Origin of the sequence: Acinetobacter sp. NIPH 817, assembly GCF_000368405.1 — a bacterium.
GTDB lineage: Bacteria > Pseudomonadota > Gammaproteobacteria > Pseudomonadales > Moraxellaceae > Acinetobacter.
Map to the genome: position 1 here is coordinate 1,852,374 of NZ_KB849420.1, position 18,836 is coordinate 1,871,209.

Genomic DNA, 18,836 nt, shown 5'->3' on the forward strand with positions numbered 1-18,836 from the left:
TGTATCTATGATTACAGCCTCCTCATCTCCATAATAAAATTAATCTGAATTGGAGGCATCGCCATGAACATTTTGAAGAAAAAAAATAAGGCCAGTTTTGTATTCTTTATTATTACTCTCTACTCTTTTATTGGGTTTGGCTTAGGTTTCATTATTTGGGAATACTTTTTAAAGGCCTAGTTTACTAAAAAGAGTTAACGAGCCTCAGAAAGAATTTCTGAAGTAATTTCTTTGCTACGATGATATGCGGCCCTCATGGCTAAACGTATATCATCTGACACATTGCCTAATTCAAACATTCGTAAAGCAGATTCGGTAATCCCGTTTGCTAAAGTCACCTTTCCACATAACTCCGCTGGTGGAACATTACTTTTACGAATCATTTCGACCGCGCCAGTAGCCGCTTGAAGCGCAAGATCCAAGGCGAATTGTTTATCTAGCCCTAATGAAACACCCGTTTTAATCATGCTATCTAAAATATAGAAAAAGTAAGCTGGCCCTGAACCAGATAATGCAATAATGGCATCACTTTGTGTTTCAGACGGCGCCCAAAAAGTCTGGCCCGTTGCAGAATACAAAGTTTCAATTAAGTCTTTATCAAGCTGGTCCATTTGCTCTGAAGCAATAAGCACGTGAGTACCCGTATGCATAAGCACTGGCGGATTTGAAATCACACGAACGATTTTCTTTGAACCTGTAAAACTGAATAGGTGTGCAATATCAATCCCCGCCATCATAGAAACAATAATCTTATTTGCTAACCATTTCTTAAACGGCGCAAGTGTCTCTTTTAATAGTTTTGGGTCGAGTAACAACACAACAATGTCAGCTTTTTTTAAACCATTTTCTTTTTGCTTCAATGCCTGTGTATCGTTAATTTTTTTCTCTTCAATTAAGTGTATTTTTTCTTTTTTAAATCCTTTTAAAACCATTCCTCCGATTAAAGCCAAAGCTAAATTACTACTGCCAATAAAGCAAATATTAGGTTGTACTTCACTTAACATTTAAAATGTTTTCCTTTCTAAGGGAGGCTATAACAATAAATATTATCTATAGTTTAATTATGAATATTGAATTAAAGATGACCGTCTAAATAAAGAACCCACTTTAATAAAGTATATTATTAAAGTGGGCTTTGTTTTATTTGCGCAATAAATAAAACAACTTTTGCTTAAGCCTAATGTATAACTATATCCATCAAATTCCACACATAAATTGTAAAAGTCTGTAACTAATACTAAAATATTGTAAACAACATTTAAAGCTGCAAAATAAAATCATTGATTTTCAAAAATTAAATTTTACTTATTAAATCTATTTGAATTAATTTAATAAGTAAATCTTTAAAGTAGAAGGTAGTAGTAAATATATTTTTATTAATTAGCTAAATATTTTCATTTTTCTTCTTTAAAATATTTTCGGCTTTTCTTATTGCCTGACTTAAATCAACATCTTCACACACCCAGAAGCTAAAAATTTGCCCAAACAAGTGGAAGTGTTGCTTAATATATTTAGAACTATTATCAGAATAATGCTCTTCAATCTTTAAGAAATCATTATCTTGTTCTATTTTCTGACCGTCAAAAATACCGCCAATACAAATATCCATTTTAATACCACACACCTAATTCATTATATTTTAACAGAAAAACTTAGAAACATGTTTATAAGAGTATGTTTGTAGTTGTTTTTTGAATATAAGTTGAATTAAAACTTATAAAAAACCCACAAAAGATAAAGTGGGTTTTTTAAAACTCTAATAAAATGCTTTAGACTTAAACATATTTTATTTAAATAATATATTTAAATCAATTAAAAGCTTTATTTATTTATGAGTTTTGAAGAATCACAATATTTGAAGCTTGAGGGCCTTTTTTACCTTGTACTACGGTAAACTCAACACGTTGACCTTCCAACAAAACTTTAAAACCTTGTGTTTGAATATCAGTAAAATGAGCAAAAATATCTTTACCATCTTGAGTCACAATAAAACCAAACCCTTTAGTCTCATTGAACCATTTTACTGTACCAGTAGTAGTAGACATATGTTATATCCTGAATCTTAAAATATTATAACTTATTATTGGAGAAAACCAATTTAACTAAAAAATAGACGTCAAAACTTAAATATCTGAAAAAACCGAAGGATTATAAATATAAAACTGCGCAAATAGAAATTTATAATGACATGAATATTTTGTTAGTTATTCTCGATAATACACGCTTCAGAAGCATTTGCAATCGATATTCAAAATAATTCAGATAAGAAAACTTAAATGCTTAGGAACGCTCCTATTTCACATTGATTTCATTAAAATTTCTTTGATTTAAAAATCAAATTTTGTTTCATTTTAATGAAAAGAAGTCACTTTGCTACTCCCCATACGTCCCTCAATAGAATTTCTGTTCACCCGCAGGACGGGTCTTAAAACGGCGATGAAACCACATGTATTGTGTAGGGGCTATGCGAATTTGATTCTCAATAATTTTATTGACTCTTTCAGCATCACTCACTTCGCACCCACTCGGAAAATTCTCTAATTTAGGTTCTACGAGTACATGATATTGAGGATTTCTGATATCGCCACTTCTGTAAAAATACAAAGGCACTGCTGCTGCTTTTGAAATATCCATCAGTCTGCGGTGTGCTGTTACAGTCGCCGCTTGTATACCAAAAAATGATGCCATTACACCTTGTTTTAAACCAAAGTCCTGATCTGGGCTATACCATATTGCGTGACCATGTTTAAGGTTTTGTATAAGTCCACGCATGTTGTCTCGAGCAATCTGGTTTTTATATACTCTTGCACGACTCCGATGAATCAGAAAATCTAAAAAGGGATTGTTTTGAGGTCGGTAAACCACGTCCATATTAAAAAATAAGGTACACGCAGCTCCACCAGCATCTAAAAGCGTACTATGAGTGCCTAATAAAAGTACGCCATTTTCTTGATTATTGGTTAAATTTTCTAGTCCCTCTATATGTACACGACTTTTAAACCAATTTGGGCTGTACCATGCATTTAATGCTTCAAATACTCCAGTTAAAGTATCAACAAAAACCTGTTTGGCTTTCACCTCAATTTGCATAGGTGTTTTTTCAGGAAAGCATGCTTCTAAATTACGTAGTGTTGTTTTTCTTCTTGAACTTAAAGATTTCCAAGCTATTTTTGAGAGAAAATCGGCAAGACGCCATTGAATAGCCCAAGGTAACATCGCGAATAACATCAAAATAAAAGCTAAAAACCATACCCCCCAATATTTAAACGATAAAAAGGAAAATCGAAATTCGCCAGATTTAAACTGCCGTTCTTTTTTCGTCATGCTGTATATTTCTTGAGGTATAGGTTTAGCATACTAACATCCCCTGTTATTAGGGGTGTATGTTTATGTTGCTTTGGGTATTAAGCTTTTTATTATCCAACTTACTTATAGAAATGCATATTTTAAACACTTAATCTATTTCACTCTTAAATATACATAACTGTCTGTATACATAACTTATTTTCTCATTTAAAGTAATCGCATAATCTTGTCTCATTGATAAATAGGATATATCAGCGTGAGCGGTCTTTTAGTCTTTATAACAATTGCATTTCTTACTCTCCTAAGCCCTGGACCTGGCGTTTTATTTACTGTCACAAATTCAATCAACTATGGTGTTAAAACTGCTTTATTTGGTATTAGCGGCTTAATCATTGGTATGTTTGTAATTGCTGTAATTTCTGCTAGTGGTGTAGGTCTTATTATTACCAGTAACCCTACTATTTTTACGGTTTTAAAATTTATTGGTGCATTTTATTTAATGTATCTTGGATATAAAAACTTCAGCAAAAAATCGCCATCGCAAGATTTAATCACTGATCAGCAAAGCGATAAAAATGTAAGTAAATCTAGACTCTTTTATCAAGGCCTACTTGCATCTTTGCTTAACCCCAAAACAATCGTATTTTTTATTGCTCTATTCCCTCAATTTATTGATATAAAGAAAGAAATTTTAACTCAGTTTTTAGTTCTATCTTTAACCTTTTGTTTTATTGGTTTTTTAATTCATTTGGTCTATGCAAATTTCTCTTCAATTTTTAAAGAAAAGATGTTGGCTGGAAATAATTTTTCTATACTCAATAAAATTAGTGGCGCTATTTTCTTTCTTCTTGCAGTTTTACTCATTACACAATAAATCATTAATCGACATATGATGATTTGAAAAGCCTCAACTCATGGTTAGGCTTTTCAAGTTTTTTGTCTATCAACATATTTTTATCTAACTACAATTTTTACAACGCCACCCTGTTTAAGATCCATCCATAAAAGAAGTCTTCGTAGTTAGGGTTCTTCTCGGTAATTTCGATATAGTGCTGCCCTTGCATAATATTTAAAACGCGTAGTAATACCATTTCTCCATCTTTATTACGCCTATTCAAATACGTACTCAGTGCTTGAAAAGTTAAAGGCCCATATTGACCATCTAAAGCAAGATTTGGCCAGCCCTCTTCACCTTGCTTATTTAGCAGATTTAAAGCACGTTGTAACAAAGGCTTTGCAAAGCTGACTCCACAATTTATAGCCGTATCAAGTAACTCTTCTGCAATAGCAGGGCTAATTTTATTGATCTGGTCAAATTGAGGCTCAAACCAATATTGTTGTTTATAAATAGACTTGGCCACAGCTAAAGGTAAATCTCGCATATCACCTTGATATCCGTTTGATCGAGCGACTGCCTCTGTAATGCCAAATTTGGTGGCATGCCCATGGTCTGATGGATGATTAATATATCCACCCTCTCTGTCTATGATTGCTTCTAAGTACTGGTCGATATTCATTTTATTTTCTCTATATTATTGAAACTGTTTTTAGCTATTTTGCAGATCATCTTTCGCTTTTTTTAAGTCTTTGATGACTTCCACAATCGTTTTACCTTCTTGTTTATTGATGAAGTTAAATATCCATCTCACAATCGCCCAGCCCGGCAAACCGCAAATAAAGAAGAATCCACATAGTGTGATCATTCCCCAAATATCCGATACCCATTCATGTAAATTCCATTTCATGATAATAAATGAGCCACCTGTTAAGCTTGAAACGACCGTGCATATCAGTCCAACAATCCATTCTTGTGGTGAGCGAGGGAAACGCATCATCAACACGACTGCCACAACTAAGCTGACTGCTAAAGCCACCATAATTGCAATGCTATAAAAATCTAAAAATGTGGCTAAACCACTCGTTTGAACTGTTTTCATCATCTTGTCCTGCTTTAAAGGGTAAAACTTGAAAACTCGCTATTCTTACTCGCTTGTTGTTTTTCAGGTTTTATAAATACCCTTAGTTTTCTTTATTACAGTCAATAAAAAAACACTAACGTTTTTTTAACCGCGCTAAATCGCAAGACGAACTTATCCTTGACCCCATATTTCAGGGGTCCAAGAAAGAATGTTTGTATGCTAAAGCCTGTTAGTGTGCACTGTTTAAGGCTTGTTCAATCAACTCAATCACGGTGATTGCACCTATCGCTTTTTGCATTGAGACTTGATCATCGAATTCGAATGCATCATCTTCAAGCTCACTTGCAATTTGCTTTGCCTCTTCAAGCGCCCTTTTTATTTTTTGTACCTTGTATTTGTTTACGTCTTTTGCAATTGTCGGAACATATCCTCCACGTTTTGCATTTTTAAGTTGTTTAGCTCTGTTCTGCATTGCTGTAGTCATTCACTATCTCCAACTCACACGTTTAATAAGGCATCTTTATCGTTTGTTATTCTTGAAGTTTTGATCCATTCTTTGAGCAATATAGCTAAGCTATGACTACAAATGTGTTTTCAAAACGTTTCATCTGGTACAACAAACCTAAAGAACTAAACGGTATGCATTTAACGCATTAATTTAAAAGTAGATATTCCTTTTTCTAAAATTGTAAAAAAGTATGAAAGCTCGTATGTTTACGCCTTTTTCGAACTTTAATTTTTTGACCAAAAAGTTCAAATAAGGCTTTGCCGTATATCGGAAACTTTTGTTACGACTCACAATCTTTGTTAAATTCTTCATGTTCTTGATACCCTTTATCGACGAACATTAAGCCTGATCCACGGAATCGGGCTTTTTTTTATTCCATTTTTTGTTTTGATAGCCTATCTGTAAATAATAATTGAGCTATCTCCCTTCTATTTTGCCTCCTCTAGAAACAAAATAAATTTAGCTTTCATCTCAACATTTTGATAATTCAATAAATAGTGGTTCAAATACGATTTAAACTTTATCTATTCATCTAAAGATATAACTGATATTATAACTATAGTTATTATTAGTCAATAACTATAGTTGTTTTACTCGATATAACTTTAGTTATATATTTGTTATAAGTTTGCTGGTGTAACCGTTATGGCTCTTAAAGACCGTTTAAAAGATTCTAGAATTAAAGCCAAAAAAACTCAGGCTGAAGTGGCAGAAGCAGTAAAAATGTCTCAGCCAGCCTATCAAGCTTTAGAGTCTGGGAAAAATTTAAAATCTGCGTTTCTTCCACTTATTGCCCAGTTTTTAGGTGTAGATGGATATTGGTTAACGACTGGAAATACAGAAGATGCTTTTAGAGAAAGTGATGTATTTAGCCCTACAGTCGTGAGTGCAGAATCCACCGATCAATATGTCTGGATTGAAGTGGTAGAAGCTAGTTTTTCGTGTGGTACAGGTGAGTCGATCGAGTTCCACTTCGATGCAATTAATGGGAAAATTCCTTTTCCTGCTTCATTCTTTAAAGAAAAACGGGTTGCTCAAGAGTGCATGCGTATTATCAAAGCTAAAGGCGATAGTATGACAGACTACATTAAAGATGGAGATCTAGTCGGTATTGATATCTCTCAAACTGAAGTAATTGATGGCGAGATTTATGCGGTTTACTTTGCAGGGGAAGGAATGATTAAGCAAATTTTTAAAGAAGCTGATGGCTCTTTAATTTTGCATAGTTTGAATGAAAAATTTAGAGACCGCCGTGTAACCGAAGAAAATGGAAAGAATTTTAAGGTTATGGGACGTCAATTCTGGCGAGCGGGTTAAGGTCGTTATAAATATAATTAAAATAATAATTCTATCAATTTAATTCGTTTTTGCTTTTTATAACTTTAATTATTTATGATTCATATAGATATAAAAAAACCTATCTCTTTTAAATGAGATAGGTTTTTTAGCTTTATTACCATGATTTTATCAACAATACGTTGTTAAACGATAAAGTTGATTAAATCCAGCATAAAAGCTTTTACCATCTTGGTTTAATTCGATTTCTTCACCAGATTGAAGTTGAATTTTCTTACCAACTTCGACCCAACGATAACCATCTTGAGAGTTTTGCTTACGCACATGAGGAACGATCCTCACATTAATCTCATTGCCATTTACGGATGTGGCAATTTGCCACTCATTTACTATATTCACAATCATTCACTCATCACTGAGCTCATGTGATTTAACGGTATTTAATTAGAACGCTAGATTTAAGGTATGGACAGTCAGTCTAGAATTTAATATTTAGCTTTATATTGGGTTATTTATAAGCTAATTGCTTTTCATAATTTTCGCATTATGAAAAGTGGTACATCACAGAGCATAATATTTTGGTTGCGGGGGCCGGATTTGAACCAACGACCTTCGGGTTATGAGCCCGACGAGCTACCAGACTGCTCCACCCCGCAATTGGAAGTAAGCTTTATACGCTCATATATTTCATAAAGCAAACTTTATTTTTTAATCGGTTGTAATTATTAAGAATTATCTTTTTATTAATTTTTCATTTTTAACCGCTCGGTCTAAATAACCCTATCAATTTCCAATTGTTAATTCTTTAAATTGTTGTATTTATTTTAAATAGAACCCGATATTCATAGACAGCAATTGCCTTGGTTGGATGGCTTTTATACTATCTAGGTTAGTCCTTTAATGTTTAGTTTGTATGTCTGAACCTCAGTTTTCCCTTAGTGAATATCTCGGCACAGTTCAGGAAGTCATACGTTTGGCTTTTGATGAGCCAGTCTGGGTAAAAGCAGAGATTCGAAATTTAAATATTAAAGGCGGCCATTACTATTTAGAGCTTGCAGAAAAAGATGCAGAGACTGATAAAGTTATTGCCAGTTGTAAAGCTACGATCTGGAAATTTTCAGCCAGTAAAATTGTTTTAAAGTTTGAACGCGAAACTGGCATTGAGATTTCAAGCGACTTAAATGTGCTCATCAAAATTAGAGCACGTTTTGATCCTCAATATGGATTTTCGGTCAATATTGAAGAGATTGACTCAAGCTTTACCTTAGGTGAAATTGCTAAACGTTATCTGCAAATTATTGAACGCCTCACACAAGAAGGGTTAATTCACAAAAACAAACTCCTGCCTACTCCTTTTGACATTCAAAATGTTTTAGTCATTGCTCCTCAAAATGCTGCGGGCCTAGGTGACTTTAAAAAAGATGCCGATGCTCTAGAGAGAAATGGTGTTTGCCATTTTGTGTATCACACCGCTACTTTTCAAGGGAACACCGCTGCAACTAGTTTGATTGAGTCTTTAGGTTCAGGTTTAAGACAATGGGCCAGCACATTTAAATTTCCACCAGACCTTATTGTAATTATTCGCGGTGGCGGATCTGTGAATGATTTGGCTTATTTAAATGATTATGAACTTGCAGCCCTGCTCTGCAAACGTACTGTACCGATTTGGGTTGGTATTGGTCATGAAAAAGACCGAACCATTCTTGATGAAATTGCCCATCGTTCATTCGACACACCAAGTAAAGTGATTGCTGGCATCCGTAACCATATTGTTGAACGCGTACAAGAAGCCGTTGATAGTCTGCAAACCATTAAGCTTCTTTCGCAGCATCAAATCACAACGTATCAAAGTAAGAATGATCAGCTCCTTCATCAGATTAAATCTTCGGCCCAAGGTCAACTTAACTCGGCACATCGCCTGCTTGACCAAATGAAAGAGCGTATTCAGTTTAGTTCACAACAACAGGTTAAATTTTCATTAACTCAAATCGAATCATTAATGAAAGAAGTCCTTTTACAAAACCCCAAACAAGTTCAAGCCAAAGGCTATGCAATTGTCAGATCCGAAGGAAAAGCGATTCGGTCTATACATGAAATTTCAAACCCTGCCATTGCCATTGAAATGCAAGATGGTGTGATTGAAGCCAACATTACACAGGTAATTCCAAATGAACAATGAAGAGTTAACGTTTAAAGACGGCCACGACATTTTGAAAAAAAATGCCGAACTACTTGAATCTCAAGAAAGCCCAGATATTGATAATTTAATGAAGATTGTTGAAGAATCAATTACTGCTTATAAAGCGTGTAAATCACGTATAGAAGCTGTTCAACAAGCTTTAGATGAAACATTTAAAGAATAATGCGCAATAAAAAAAGCCCATTCCTACTTCTCATTGAAGGAATGGGCTTAGTGAAAACCACTTAGTCCTGAAATGCAAAAATGTGGATTAGGTCACATTTTTGCAAAAGCATAGTCCCACAAGTATTGGGCATCTTCAATATTTTAATTGTGTCTATTACGTAGTTTGGCTCTATTTTCAGCGCTTCTTAGCTAAAAGCTATTCCTCGCTGAATGCTCCAATCAATTGATAAATCTTGCCGTCTTTAGGGTTCTCATAAAGTAAATCCATGTTCGGCAAAATAATATCATCGTCAATTTCAATATGTTCAACGCTTTTGTGAAGTTCAAGGGCATGGTCATTCATAGGTCGAACTTTTGCCAAAGCAATCGTTTCTTGGTTAAACTGATCCTTAATAATTACTTTTAATCTTTTCATAAAAATCTCCTGAAAATTAAATTTTTTAATATAAATAACGAGTTAAGTTTAAAATGAGCTAATCGCTGAATAGCCGATTGGCATAGCAAAAAAAGTTAAAATAAATGCAGCAGTACGTTGTAAATTACGTTGGTTTAACCAAGTTACTTTGTTTGAAATTAATACGGTTCCAAAAGCAATCCATAAAAAAGCAATGGGTGTAATTAATGATAAAAAAACAGCAATATGAATAAAATATACGTGAAACACTTCCCATGCTGCATGTGGAAAAATAGCAGAAGCAAAGAGTAAAGCTTTAGGATTTAAAAGTGTCGCGACAAATAAAGCCTTAGGCGTAATCAGTGGATTGTCTAATTTGATGTCGTTTGTCGATGTTGTCCAAAGTTTAAATGCAAGGTAGAGAATAAAAGTTGCACTTATTAACTTTAATACAGGTGGAAGCCACGGAATAAAATGTGAAACGGACTCAAGTAAAATACCCCATGAAGTAATTGCAATGAGATAACCCATCACTTCAGCAGGAATAAGTTTAAGAGACTGCTTCACTCCTGCCTGTATTCCAGCAGAGGCTAACAATGTATTTGTTGGGCCGGGAGTCAACAAAATGGTGACCACAAGTCCAATGAACATAAATGACACCATAGGCAACGAACTCTTTAATTATGCTAGGCGAAATATGTCAAAAAGGTGCATCTATTGTCGACAAAATGGTTGTAACAAGAAATATTAAAACTTAATTATTTATTTTTAAAACAAATAATTAACTTAAACTGACCTTGAATTCACTTACGCTTTCATCAATTTTAAATATGCAAAATCGATCACACAAATACAGAATAGTGAGCTATTCTTTCTTGCCTACACTGAATTAACTTGAAAATTTATTACTCAAAAAATAAGCTTTTTTTACTATTTTTGAGCGTATATAACTCAGTAAAAAACAGCTTTCCGCCTCACTTGAAATTTGAAAATTGAACAATATATAAACAACTAGAAATCGTGATTTTACTGAATATGATGTCTTGCTCCCCATCAATTCATTGATCGCCGCTTTCATCACATAAATCAGATGATGGAGGATGCATGATGAATGCTTATGTTCGCCCTCATCCAGATGGTTTTAAATCTTATTTAGGTAAAAATCAGAAAACCGGACTCTATGCTGTACGGCTTGGTTGGACGGTGTATGAAACAAATGGCAATGGCTCTGTTCTATACATTGTCAAGAATGAAGATAAGATTCCATTGGATGTAGATAAGTTTAAAACTGACCGACCCAAAATTTATGCTGCTCTTCTTAATGAAGTTCAGTTTCAACGCAAGAAACAACTGGCGATTGATCTCCAGCAATCAAATATCCCTTCTTATGACCGTAAAGCCTACAAAAAACGTCGTGGCTTTATAGACTCTTAAAACTTATCTTTGTAGTACGCATATAGAAAAAGCACCCTTAGGTGCTTTTTCTTTTAACGACCAGTTGTAATTAATACGAACATACTCAGTATTAATGTGCTCAATGATCGTTTGCAATGGATGTGGACTTCATGCTCAGCTCCGTGAGCGTATTGATTAACGTTTTCCATTTCGTGTCCTTCAAAGTTCACATTCCTAATTTGCCTAATATTCACACAATAAGAAATTAGCCAAAAGTATTATATGCAATTAAATTTAACACAATCCTTAAATTTAAATCCCCTATCAATATCAAAAATTACTAGCGTTTAAGCTAAAAGCTGGATGTAACATTCTACTACGAGGTTAATCATGTATTAGCGATTTGTAGCCCTTTCATATCAAACACCCATGCCTTAAAAATGATCTTCTAAAATAGGAAATATAACGATATTCCATTTTTTAATAATAGTCTTCGCTAGGAGAACTCTTATGGAAATTCAACAAGAAACAAACTCAGCTTTATTTTGTGATACCTCCACCTCAGTTCAAGCCTGTATTGAATGTATGATCGCTTGTAAAACGTGCGCAGCTGCATGTTTGCAAGAGGAACATGTCCATATGATGCGAGAGTGTATTAAGCATTGCATGACATGTGTAGAAACCTGCCAACTGTGTACATCTTTAGAGTTAAGAAATTCTGAGCTTGCTGAACAAGCCATGCAATTGTGCGCTAATGCCTGTCAACTTTGTGCAGCGGAATGCAGTAAACATGAACATGAGCACTGTCAGATCTGTGCTAAAGCATGTTTAGCGTGTGCTAAAGCTTGTTTGGCCTATCGCGCCTAAATTTTTAAACGTGTAAAGCCTACGCAATCTTTAGATCGTAGGCTTATTAAAATATAATAAGTAACAGAAAATTATATGTTTTTTATTTAAGTCGAGTTAATAATTACTTTTCTATAGGCATAAAAAAAACCCGCATCTTGGGGAAGAATGCAGGCTCTTAGATCTCCCACAACGACCATGAGTTCATTATTAAACTTGAACTTTAAACCGTTAAGTAAATGTACCTATAAATAAATTAAATTGCAATACAGAATAGTCTGTATGTTTAAAATTTTTTATTATTTTTACATCTTTTTATTTGCTTAAGAACAAATGGTAAAAAATGGCTTCATAAAAAATTTTATTTATATTCTGGTCATCCAATAAATAGCTTTTGTACAGGCATTAAAAAAGCCCGTTTCACGGGCTTTTCTGCAACGGTGAGCAATCTAAGATTTGTGTCTATCCATCTCTTACATGCTCTTTGCTAGCTATAAGTAAGGTCTTATCGTATCTTTTGCCCTGTCCCAAGTTTCCCTGTAGATCGAGGAGATATTACGATTACCTTAGGTACAGTTATAGCACATTATTTATTCATGGCTAGTCTTGTTCACGTTTTTTTACAAATGAATAAAACATGATCAAACCTTAATATTTAAGGGTTTTCTACCCCATTTTGATATTGGCGAGCACTATCGCAAATTGGATACCACTTCACTTTTGAAGACACAAAAGCATGAGAACTGGCAGATATCGATATTTCTTCATTAATAAGCCCTACCCTTAAACGTACCACTTCTGGCTTATCTAAACGTTCACTCCAGATCGGTGAACCACAAGTTTTACAGAACACTCTCTTTTTATTAGGCGATGCAAAATAAGCCTGTAAAAGGTTTTCACCCTGCACAATATTCAAATTATTTTTTTGTACTTGAGTAATGGCAGCGAAAGCAGCACCTTGGGCTTTTTGACATTGCTTACAATGACAGATCATGATGGGTTCTAATTCGCTATTAATTTGCAGTTGAATCCCATTACAAAGACAAGAAGCTGTATAAGCCATGATTTTTCCTTTTTTATTTTAATGAAACTTAGCTTACACCTACACCTTTTTCAATGTGATCTAAGATGGCACAAGAAGCTTGCTGGTTACCACAGCAGTCATCGGCTGAAGCCTGCAAAATATTAACCATTTCTTGGAGATGGGCAATTTTCTGTTTTAATTCGGCAATGTGTTTTACGGTTAAGGCTTTCACCTCTGCACTCTGCCGGTCTGTATTTTTCCAAAGCGAAATAAGCTCTTTCATCTGTTCAGATGAAAAACCTAACTCTCGTGCATGCTTTAAAAAGTTTAAAGTTTTAAGGTCTGTTTCTGAATAAATGCGATAGCCAGAAGCAGAACGCTGAGCTGCTTCAAGTAAACCGATTTCTTCATAATAGCGAATCATTTTCGCTGAAATGCCCGAATGTTTGGATGCCTGACCGATATTCATCTCACACCTCAAATATTAAATTTGGTTTAAGACCTGCTGTCATGATCTTAAACCAAAAGTTGATTTTCAGCACGTTTACTCTACTGGCGCATGAAAACGTTTTAAGCGTAATGCATTGCCTAACACAAAAACCGAAGAAAGTGCCATCGCGCCTGCTGCAAACATAGGTGAAAGTAATACACCCAATGCTGGATATAGCGCACCTGCTGCAATTGGAATAAGAGCAACGTTATATACAAATGCCCAGAACAGGTTTTGACGTATGTTTCGCATGGTTGCTTTACTTAATGCAATTGCGTTCGGTACGCCTTTTAAACTACCTGACATCAACACAACATCGGCTGCTTCAATGGCAACATCTGTGCCCGTACCAATGGCTAAGCCGACATCTGCTTGCGCCAAGGCTGGTGCATCGTTAATGCCATCACCTACAAAAGCTAAGCGACCATATTGTTTTTGCAGTTGGCGGACTGTATCGACTTTGCCTTCGGGTAGAACCTCGGCCACAACTTCATCAATTTTTAGCTTTTTGGCAATGGCTTGTGCCGTATGACGGTTGTCTCCAGTGATCATGGCAACCTTTAACCCAAGCTGATGCAAGGCCTCAATCGCAGCATAGGTTGTTTCTTTAATTGGGTCTGCCACAGCAATAATTGCAGCAAGTTTTTGATCGACAGCGACGTACAACGGTGTTTTGCCCTCTTCACCTAACTGAGCAGCAATCGCTTGGAATGAGTTGGTGTCTAAACCAAGTTGATGCATATAACGGTCTGCGCCAATTTGTACTTTTTGGCCTGATACTTCAGCCTCAATACCTGAACCTGTAATCGAGTTAAATGCTGTTACGGGTAATAAAGTCAGGCCTTCGCTTTCTGCTGCTTGAACAATTGCGAGAGCAATTGGGTGTTCAGACTTGGCTTCGACAGAGGCGACTAAAGTCAGCACTTGTTTACGTTCAAAGCCAGATTGCACATTAAAATCAGTCAGTGTCGGTTTACCTTCGGTGAGTGTGCCCGTTTTATCAACTGCAACAACCTGCGCTTCTTGTAAAAGCTGCAAAGCTTCACCTTTACGGAACAAGACACCTAACTCGGCACCACGTCCAGTACCGACCATAATAGAAGTTGGTGTTGCAAGTCCCATCGCACAAGGACAAGCAATAATCAGTACTGCAACGGCATTCACCAAGCCAAAAGTTAGCGCAGGCTCTGGCCCCCAAATAAACCAAACCAAGAAAGTGATTGCAGCAATTAGCATGACAGCTGGTACAAACCACATGGTGACTTTATCGACCAAACCCTGAATCGGAAGTTTAGAACCTTGAGCTTGTTCAACCATGCGAATAATTTGTGAAAGTACAGATGAGCTACCCACTGCGGTTGCCCGAATGTTTAGGGTACCATTCTGATTGACTGTACCTCCAACCACTTGCTGCCCTACGATTTTTTCAACAGGAACAGGCTCACCCGTAATCATAGATTCATCAATGTAGCTATGTCCTTCAACCACTTCACCATCGACTGGCACACGTTCACCCGGACGAATTTCTACAATAGTTCCACTGACCACGTCGGCAACTGCGACTTCAATCACTTGACCGTCACGCTGAATGCGAGCAGTTTTGGGCTGCATTCCTACTAAATGTTGAATAGCTTGTGAAGTACGTCCTTTGGCTTTTGCTTCAAAATATCGCCCAAGCAAAATTAAACTGACAATCACGGCAGCCGCTTCAAAGTAAACATTGACCGTGCCTTGGGGTAAAACCTGTGGCATAAAGGTTGCAATGACTGAAAAACTGTAGGCAGCCAAGGTTCCAACAGCAACCAGCGAGTTCATATCTGGCGCCAAACGCCATAAGGCTGGAATACCTTTTTGGTAAAAACGGCGACCAGGGAAAACGAGAACTAATGTGGTCAAAACAAATTGTAAAAGCCAGCTATTGTATTGACCAATGGTGTGCATGACCCACATGTGAAAAGCAGGAATGAGATGTGAACCCATTTCCAAAATAAACACAGGTAAGGCCAATACAACCGAAATGATCAAATCTTTTTTAAGCTGATCTAACTCTGACGCTTTTTTGTCGAGCTGCTCATCTTGATTTTTTTCAGATGCTTTTGCGTCGTAACCTGCTTTTTTAACAGCGCGAATTAAGTCTTCGACATTGACCGAAGTATCTGCCTGTACCCAAGCCTGCTCTGTTGCTAAGTTGACTGTGGCATCTTGAACGCCGTCTACTTTTTTAAGGGCTTTTTCAACTCGTGCCACACAAGATGCACAAGTCATGCCCTCAATAGACAACTCGACTGGTGCAGCTTTTGGAACATCATAACCTGCTCGTTCAACTGCTTTAACCAGTGCTTCACGCTGGATCGGTTGATTTGAATAAACAACCGCTTTTTCTGTTGCCAAATTAACGTTGGCAATCTCTACATTTTCAACTTTCTTAAGTGCTTTTTCGACACGACCTACACACGAGGCACAGGTCATGCCTTCGATTGGAAGGGTTTCACTATATGCTGGCAATTTTGTGTTTTTTGAGTCCATCAAACACCTCTGCAAATCTGCAAAATTTAATATTCTGTATTGAGCATACAGATTCCCATCATGGGAAGGTCAAGCATATTTTTTTAAAAATTTAGTATTGACCTTACAATCATGACAAGGTTTAGACTCAGAGTTATCCAAACAAACATCTCATTCTTGATGGAGTATGAACATGAAACTACTTATTGAAAATATGACTTGTGGTGGCTGCGCTCGTGGCGTGACTGCGACGATTCAAGATATCGACCCAAATGCAAAAGTAGATGTAGATTTAGCGACCAAAATCGTGACTGTTGAAAGCAGTGAAAGCGTCGATAAAATTACTGAAGCACTTGAAGAAGATGGTTTCCCAGCTCAAGTGCAATAATAAATAAGGCCTAACGTTTAAAGTTAGGCCTTTATTTTTGAGCTTGTTGATAGTGATTCAAAGCTGAAATTTTTTAATTCGATAATCCAGTGCTGCCCGAGTTAGCCCCAATAAACGTGCTGCCTCAGACACATTATGATTTGCCTTTTTTAAAGCCGTTAAAATTAACTGCTTCTCGTGTTCTTCTAAATTAAACTCTGCCTGCAATAATTGCTCAAAGTCAGTTTCAACCGCTACAGCCTGCTCTGGGTCATACTTAATCTGTGGGAAAATGGCATTTAACTTAATCATTTGCTGATCGTCCGTTAATAAAACCGCCCTTTCTAATAAGTTTTCCAACTCGCGAATATTGCCTGGCCATTCATATTGCTGCATAAAAACTTTGGTCTTTTCACTTACACCCTGAATGGTTTTACCGTACATTTTTTCAAAGCGATCAAGAAAGTGTTCAACCAGTAAAGGAATGTCTTCACGGCGCTCCCGCAAAGGTGGAATCTGCACTGGAAAAATATTTAAACGATAATACAAATCTGCCCGAAATCGTCCTGTTTTCACAGCTTGTTCAAGGTCTTCATTGGTTGCTGTAATTACACGGACATCTAAAATACGTGTCTGTGAATCTCCGACTCGCTCAAATTCACCTTCTTGCAAAATGCGTAATAGTGCTGCTTGTGCACGAGGAGAAAGCTCAATCACTTCATCTAAAAAAATAGTACCGCCATTGGCTCGTTCAAACTTGCCCAAGCGAGATTGATGCGCTCCTGTATAAGCACCTTTTTCTACCCCGAATAATTCAGACTCAATTAACTCTGGTGGAATCGCTGCACAGTTTACCGCGATAAAAGGCTGGTCTTTTCTTTGACTATTTTCATGCACCCCTCGTGCAAAAGCTTCTTTACCAACGCCAGTTTCGCCTTGTAGCAAAATAGAAACTTTCGAGCCTGCTGCTTTTGTTAGTAATGCACAGACCTGTTTATAAGAAGCTGACTTACCCACAGAACTAAATAATTGGTAATCGGCCTCACTGTCGCTATAAATTGATTTTTTTAGTTCAAAAAGTTCAGCCTGCAACGCGATCAGTTCTTTTTCCATGGGTTCTGGTGACATGAACTGAATCAGCTCATCTGCATTTTCCCACTCTTCTAAAGGCTTCCCGATAATACGGCAATGCTCATCGCCGCAAGCTTTACACTCTATTTCTTGATAAATAATGGTCATGCCCGTCGCAAAACTGCTGTATCCGCATGCATAACCAAGTAGCATCCAACACGCAGGTTCCTCACTTGGACCAAAATGTTCTAAATGCACATCGGCTTCAAAGGAATTGAGCCAATTTAAATCGGCATAAAACTGTTTTTTATCGTGGCTTAAATTGAGTTGGTTAGCCTGTACTTGAACCATTCCACGAATGGCATGCATTTGTGGACCTGCCATAAAAGCATCGTGTTCATTTAAATCGGGACGCATTTTTGTTGTAACTTCTGCATCCTTTAACCCAGCTTGATACCCTAAACGAATAAAGAAACGCTTAGTCCGCTCAAGCCCAATCATGTGCGCTAAATCTTTGCGCAAATATCCCATAATGCTGGTGTGTAAAAGCAGCATCCGATATTCATCAAACCAGATTTGGCCGTGGGCAGTATCAAAGTGCAGTTTAGACAGCAAATCGTGAATTTCTTGCGGATGATCTGCGTATCGTCCCGTTGTATCGTATTTTACTCGAGCCATGAGTGATCTGTTTTAATCCATTAAACACATTTGGGTTTTATCTCATCTTATCGAAGAACCAGATAAATGTCCTAGTACCTTAAAGACATAACTTCATACTAAAAAAGTATTTCTAAACCTCTCCATTTAAAGCCTCAAATAATCTAAAAAGAAATTTCTACGGCCCTCTTCATCAAATCATGAATATCTCTATTTCACCATTCAAAAAAATTCATGAAATGGTGAATTTTAAAAATGCTGCACTTTTAATAAAAATACTAAGCAATTGTTTTTAATTATAAAAATAAAGTTGGCATAGCTTTTGTAAAGCTTATAGCGAGAGCAAGGAGCATTCATCAATTTCAAGACCATGTCTTGATGGAGTACAGCATGACGCAACCTCAAGTCGAAGCACTAACCAAATATATTCGGGTGACTGGCGACTTAAACGCAGAGTTTATCGAATTCGATTTTGCCATTCACGACCCAAGTCTATTTGTGGAACTGGTTTTGCCTAAACATGCATTTAATGATTTTTGTAAGACCAATCAAGTGGTTGAAATGACCCAAGAGCAACAAGCTTTTAATGATGCTCAGGAAGAAAAATGGCGCTATGGCACTGAAGCAACCTTAGTCGGCACGCAACGTAATAGCAACGATCACGATGATCAGATGTAAAAATATAAGGAGATA

At 36.4% G+C, this 18,836-nt stretch carries 23 protein-coding genes and 1 tRNA gene; 9 read left to right on the top strand and 15 right to left on the bottom strand.

Annotated elements, in window-relative coordinates:
• Nucleotides 1-63 precede the first annotated feature (63 nt).
• On the top strand, nt 64-180 hold the full coding sequence (locus F968_RS19860; RefSeq protein WP_004793556.1) for a hypothetical protein: 117 nt from the start codon (nt 64-66) through the stop codon (nt 178-180).
• 14 nt (nt 181-194) lie between these two features.
• On the opposite strand, the gene F968_RS12405 is transcribed toward F968_RS19860, so the two are convergent.
• From F968_RS12405 to F968_RS12420, 4 genes are all read right to left on the bottom strand, one after another.
• Complete coding sequence (locus F968_RS12405) at nt 195-1,004, bottom strand: pyrroline-5-carboxylate reductase family protein (RefSeq protein WP_004793557.1); 810 nt, start codon at nt 1,002-1,004, stop codon at nt 195-197.
• 380 nt (nt 1,005-1,384) lie between these two features.
• Entirely contained in the window at nt 1,385-1,609 is a 225-nt protein-coding gene (locus F968_RS12410) for a hypothetical protein (protein ID WP_004793561.1), read from the bottom strand.
• A gap of 220 nt (nt 1,610-1,829) precedes the next feature.
• Nucleotides 1,830-2,045, bottom strand: coding sequence for a cold-shock protein (locus tag F968_RS12415; RefSeq protein WP_004793563.1), 216 nt, complete (start codon nt 2,043-2,045; stop codon nt 1,830-1,832).
• A gap of 346 nt (nt 2,046-2,391) precedes the next feature.
• Nucleotides 2,392-3,324 carry an LpxL/LpxP family acyltransferase gene (locus tag F968_RS12420; protein ID WP_004793565.1) on the bottom strand — a complete coding sequence of 311 codons (933 nt, stop codon included), beginning with the start codon at nt 3,322-3,324 and terminating at the stop codon, nt 2,392-2,394.
• 238 nt (nt 3,325-3,562) lie between these two features.
• Between F968_RS12420 and F968_RS12425 the strand changes: the two genes are divergently transcribed.
• Entirely contained in the window at nt 3,563-4,180 is a 618-nt protein-coding gene (locus tag F968_RS12425; RefSeq protein WP_004793567.1) for a LysE family translocator, read from the top strand.
• A 97-nt stretch (nt 4,181-4,277) separates the two neighbouring features.
• Here F968_RS12425 and F968_RS12430 read toward each other — a convergent pair whose 3' ends face one another.
• From F968_RS12430 to F968_RS12440, 3 genes are all read right to left on the bottom strand, one after another.
• Entirely contained in the window at nt 4,278-4,823 is a 546-nt protein-coding gene (locus F968_RS12430; RefSeq protein WP_004793569.1) for a glycoside hydrolase family 108 protein, read from the bottom strand.
• A 30-nt stretch (nt 4,824-4,853) separates the two neighbouring features.
• Nucleotides 4,854-5,243, bottom strand: a complete 390-nt coding sequence (locus tag F968_RS12435) for a hypothetical protein (protein ID WP_004793571.1) — start codon at nt 5,241-5,243, stop codon at nt 4,854-4,856.
• A gap of 211 nt (nt 5,244-5,454) precedes the next feature.
• On the bottom strand, nt 5,455-5,709 hold the full coding sequence (locus F968_RS12440) for a hypothetical protein (RefSeq protein WP_004793575.1): 255 nt from the start codon (nt 5,707-5,709) through the stop codon (nt 5,455-5,457).
• Between the two features lie 669 nt (nt 5,710-6,378).
• Here F968_RS12440 and F968_RS12445 point away from each other — a divergent pair.
• A complete protein-coding gene (locus F968_RS12445; protein ID WP_004793576.1) occupies nt 6,379-7,050 on the top strand; it encodes an XRE family transcriptional regulator in 672 nt (223 codons plus the stop codon).
• 150 nt (nt 7,051-7,200) lie between these two features.
• Here the strand turns inward: F968_RS12445 and F968_RS12450 are convergent, their stop codons facing one another.
• A complete protein-coding gene (locus F968_RS12450; protein WP_004793577.1) occupies nt 7,201-7,434 on the bottom strand; it encodes a hypothetical protein in 234 nt (77 codons plus the stop codon).
• Nucleotides 7,435-7,608: 174 nt separating this feature from the next.
• A tRNA-Met gene (locus tag F968_RS12455) sits at nt 7,609-7,685 on the bottom strand.
• A 257-nt stretch (nt 7,686-7,942) separates the two neighbouring features.
• Here F968_RS12455 and xseA point away from each other — a divergent pair.
• Both xseA and xseB read left to right on the top strand, forming a co-directional pair.
• Nucleotides 7,943-9,208: an exodeoxyribonuclease VII large subunit gene (gene xseA / locus F968_RS12460; protein ID WP_004793580.1), complete on the top strand. Its 1,266-nt coding sequence runs from the start codon at nt 7,943-7,945 to the stop codon at nt 9,206-9,208.
• A complete protein-coding gene (gene xseB, locus F968_RS12465; RefSeq protein WP_004793582.1) occupies nt 9,198-9,392 on the top strand; it encodes an exodeoxyribonuclease VII small subunit in 195 nt (64 codons plus the stop codon). Before xseA ends, xseB begins: the two co-directional genes overlap by 11 nt.
• A gap of 198 nt (nt 9,393-9,590) precedes the next feature.
• On the opposite strand, the gene F968_RS12470 is transcribed toward xseB, so the two are convergent.
• Together F968_RS12470 and F968_RS12475 are read right to left on the bottom strand one after the other, a co-directional pair.
• Nucleotides 9,591-9,809, bottom strand: coding sequence for a hypothetical protein (locus F968_RS12470; RefSeq protein ID WP_004793583.1), 219 nt, complete (start codon nt 9,807-9,809; stop codon nt 9,591-9,593).
• Nucleotides 9,810-9,857: 48 nt separating this feature from the next.
• The gene (locus tag F968_RS12475) at nt 9,858-10,451 is read right to left on the bottom strand and encodes a LysE family translocator (protein ID WP_004793584.1); all 594 of its coding nucleotides are present in this window, start codon (nt 10,449-10,451) and stop codon (nt 9,858-9,860) included.
• A 441-nt stretch (nt 10,452-10,892) separates the two neighbouring features.
• Between F968_RS12475 and F968_RS12480 the strand changes: the two genes are divergently transcribed.
• Both F968_RS12480 and F968_RS12485 read left to right on the top strand, forming a co-directional pair.
• Nucleotides 10,893-11,222, top strand: coding sequence for a hypothetical protein (locus F968_RS12480; RefSeq protein ID WP_004793585.1), 330 nt, complete (start codon nt 10,893-10,895; stop codon nt 11,220-11,222).
• A 471-nt stretch (nt 11,223-11,693) separates the two neighbouring features.
• Nucleotides 11,694-12,050 carry a four-helix bundle copper-binding protein gene (locus F968_RS12485; RefSeq protein WP_004793587.1) on the top strand — a complete coding sequence of 119 codons (357 nt, stop codon included), beginning with the start codon at nt 11,694-11,696 and terminating at the stop codon, nt 12,048-12,050.
• 634 nt (nt 12,051-12,684) lie between these two features.
• Here the strand turns inward: F968_RS12485 and F968_RS12490 are convergent.
• The 3 genes from F968_RS12490 to F968_RS12500 form a co-directional block, all read right to left on the bottom strand.
• The gene (locus F968_RS12490) at nt 12,685-13,092 is read right to left on the bottom strand and encodes a GFA family protein (protein ID WP_004793588.1); all 408 of its coding nucleotides are present in this window, start codon (nt 13,090-13,092) and stop codon (nt 12,685-12,687) included.
• A gap of 28 nt (nt 13,093-13,120) precedes the next feature.
• On the bottom strand, nt 13,121-13,522 hold the full coding sequence (cueR, locus tag F968_RS12495) for a Cu(I)-responsive transcriptional regulator (RefSeq protein ID WP_004642046.1): 402 nt from the start codon (nt 13,520-13,522) through the stop codon (nt 13,121-13,123).
• Nucleotides 13,523-13,597: 75 nt separating this feature from the next.
• The gene (locus F968_RS12500; protein WP_004793591.1) at nt 13,598-16,069 is read right to left on the bottom strand and encodes a heavy metal translocating P-type ATPase; all 2,472 of its coding nucleotides are present in this window, start codon (nt 16,067-16,069) and stop codon (nt 13,598-13,600) included.
• 166 nt (nt 16,070-16,235) lie between these two features.
• Here F968_RS12500 and F968_RS12505 point away from each other — a divergent pair, with 166 nt between their 5' ends.
• A complete protein-coding gene (locus F968_RS12505; protein ID WP_077162564.1) occupies nt 16,236-16,436 on the top strand; it encodes a heavy-metal-associated domain-containing protein in 201 nt (66 codons plus the stop codon).
• Nucleotides 16,437-16,493: 57 nt separating this feature from the next.
• Here the strand turns inward: F968_RS12505 and mobR are convergent, their stop codons facing one another.
• On the bottom strand, nt 16,494-18,164 hold the full coding sequence (gene mobR, locus F968_RS12510) for a phenol degradation transcriptional regulator MobR (protein WP_004793596.1): 1,671 nt from the start codon (nt 18,162-18,164) through the stop codon (nt 16,494-16,496).
• 369 nt (nt 18,165-18,533) lie between these two features.
• Here mobR and F968_RS12515 point away from each other — a divergent pair, with 369 nt between their 5' ends.
• Nucleotides 18,534-18,821, top strand: a complete 288-nt coding sequence (locus tag F968_RS12515; RefSeq protein ID WP_000193471.1) for a phenol hydroxylase subunit — start codon at nt 18,534-18,536, stop codon at nt 18,819-18,821.
• Nucleotides 18,822-18,836: the final 15 nt, after the last annotated feature.